At 65.4% G+C, this 3,010-nt stretch carries 2 pseudogenes; both read left to right on the top strand.

Features of this window, described 5'->3' with window-relative positions:
- A pseudogene (locus IGB42_RS21720) lies at nucleotides 1–363 on the top strand (hypothetical protein); the annotation flags it as partial.
- An 11-nt stretch (nucleotides 364–374) separates the two neighbouring features.
- Nucleotides 375–3,010 (top strand): annotated as a pseudogene (locus IGB42_RS21715) (hypothetical protein); the annotation flags it as partial.

Raw genomic sequence — 3,010 nt, 5'->3', positions numbered from 1 at the left:
GACGCCAACGGCAACCTCAAATCGATGACCGACCCGAACGGTGTGGTCACCACCTTCAGCTACGACCTGCGCAACCGCCTGAAGACGCGCCAGACCGGCAGCGAACTGACCAGCTTCACCTATGACCTGGCCGGCCAGCTCAAGCGCATCGACTTTGCCGACGGCAGCAGCCTCAGCTACGACTACGACCCCGCGCACCGGCTGACCGACATCCGCGACAACCGCAATGGCCGGGTGCACTACGAGCTGAACAACGACGGCAGCCTCAAGCGCGAAGACCGCTACGACCCGGATGGCACCTTGGCCACCGGCCTTGTCGCTGCCGCCACCCAACGCAATCTCCCCAATACGCCCGCCCAATGATGCAGCCCACGATGAGCTTCCCCATGATCACGCCCCAGCAAACCCCGCGCAAACAACTGGGCCGCATCACCTTGGCCGTCCTGCTGACCGGCGCACTGCTCGGCAGCGCCGCCTGGGTCGGCTTTGCCGCCGATCCGGTGCTGCGCAACTGGTCCAACACCAGCGTGTACTACCGCATTGGCGACCTGGTGAACTACCAGGGCAATACGTATAAAGCCCTGATCGCCCACGGCTCCAGCTACAACGACTTCCCGCCCAACGACACCGCCAAATGGCAAGTGCAGGGCGTTACCGCCCCGGTCGAGAGCGGCTGCTACCAAAGCTGGAACAGCGCCAACGCCTACCCGGTCGGCAGCATCGTCACCTACAACGGCGTGCACTACCAGAACAAGCTCGGCGCCATCACCGTCGGCAGTGGCAACCCCACCCAGGATCTGGACACCAGCCCCAATGGCAGCAGCACCACCCACTGGATCAACATGGGCAGCTGCCTTGGCAGCCACGGCCTGCTCAGCGCCTTGCCCAGCACCCTGCGCCTCACCTGCGCCAACGGCATCCCGCCCACCTGGAACAGCGGTACCAGCTACCCCGCTGGCGCCGCGGTACTCTCCACCAGCGGCAGCTGGATCGTCGTTGCCAAACGCAGCACGCAAGGTGAAACCACCGACAGCCTCGACAACATCCTCCCGGCCAGCAGCCCGTGGATCCGGGTCGGCAACTGCGGCACCTTCAGCGTCGCCTGGGCCACCCCGGTGCCGATTGCACCCACCGCTGCACCGACAGCAGTGCCTACTGCCACCCCGGTCCCGCCCACCGGCACGCCGGCGCCAACCCCCACACCAACCGCCACCCCGGTACCCGGCACCCCGACCCCCACACCGGTCGTGACCGCAGCTCCCACCAGCACACCGGCCCCCACTGCAACACCGACACCCACCCCCGTCCCGCCCACGGCGGCACCCACCACGCCGCCCACCGCCAGCATCCCCGGCCACACCGCCGTCGTCAGCACCTTCTACACCTACGACGCCCTCGGCCGCCTCTGGACCATCAAGGACGCCAACGGCTACGTCACCACCTTCGAATACGACGCCAACGGCAACCGCAAGAAACGCACCGACGCCCTCGGCCACATCACCAGCTACACCTACGACGCCCTCAACCGCCTCGCCACCATGACCGACGCCAATGGCAAGGTCACCACCTTCGGCTACGACGCCAACGACCACCTCGTCACCGTCACCGATCCCGAAGGCTTCACCACCACCTACACCTACGACGGCCTCGACAACCTGCGCAAGATCGTCAGCCCCGACACCGGCAGCACCACCTACATCCCCGACGTCGCCGGCCGCACCGGCAGCAAGATCGATGCACGCGGTAAAACCGCCGCCTACACCTACGACAACCTCGGCCGCATCAAAACCGTCACCTACGGCGATCAAACCCACACCTACACCTACGACAGCGCCCCCAACGGCATCGGCCAGCTCGCCGGCTTCAGCGACGCCGACGGCAGCACCACCTACAGCTACGACCCCCTCGGCCGCATCAGCCAGAGCAGCCGCACCGCCACCGTCAGTGGCAGCAGCCTCACCCAGCGCGTCGGCTACGGCTGGAGTGCCAACAACCGCCTCAACCGCATCACCTACCCATCCGGCCGCGAGATCAACTACAGCTGGACCAACGGCGCCCTCACCGCCGTCCAGATCGGCAGCCAGCCCCTCGCCAGCAACATCCAGTGGTCCAGCAGCATCGGCGCCCAAAGCTTCACCTACGGCAACGGCCAACTGTGGGCCCGCAGCAGCGACAACACCGGCCGCATCGCCGGCCTTGCCCTTGGCGACACCATCCGCAGCCACGGCTTCGACAACGTCGGCAACATCAAAACCATCAACGACCTGGCCCGGCCGCAACTCAACCAGAACTTCAACTACGACAACCTCGACCGCCTCACCCTCGGCAACGTCGGCGGCATCGGCTACAACTACACCTACGACGACAACGGCAACCGCACCAGCGAAAACCACGGCAGCAGCACCACCCTCTACAACCACGCCGCCACCAACAACCGCCTCAACAAAACCACCGGCAGCAACCCCCAGACCTACAGCCACGACCCCGCCGGCAACCGCCTCAACGACAACAACGGCCTCGTCAACACCTACAACGACGCCGGCAGAATCAGCCAGATCACCCGCAGCGGCATCACCACCCAATACAACTACAACGCATTAGGCCAACGCACCCAGAAAACCAACCCCAACGGCACCACCCGCTTCGTCTACGACGAAGCCGGCCACCTGCTGGGCGAATACACCGCCAACGGCACCCCCATCCAGGAAACCGTCTGGCTCGGTGACACCCCCATTGCCGTCCTCAAACCCACTGCCGACCCCGCCAACCCCAAGGTCTACTACGTGTGGGCCGACCAACTTGGCACCCCGCGGCAGATCACCGACCCGGCCAACAACCAACTGGTATGGCGCTGGGACAGCGAAGCCTTTGGCAACACGCAAGCGAACCAGGACCCGGGCAACACCGGCACTCAGTTCGTCTACAACCTGCGCTTCCCTGGGCAGTACTATGATGCGGAGAGCGGTCGGCACTACAACTACTTCCGGGACTATGATCCGAGCACGGGGCG

It is taken from the genome of Andreprevotia sp. IGB-42, from assembly GCF_009848685.1.
Taxonomy (GTDB): Bacteria; Pseudomonadota; Gammaproteobacteria; order Burkholderiales; family Chitinibacteraceae; genus Andreprevotia.
The sequence above is the reverse complement of the archived record's forward strand: the minus strand, read 5'-3'. Positions and strand labels throughout refer to the sequence as shown.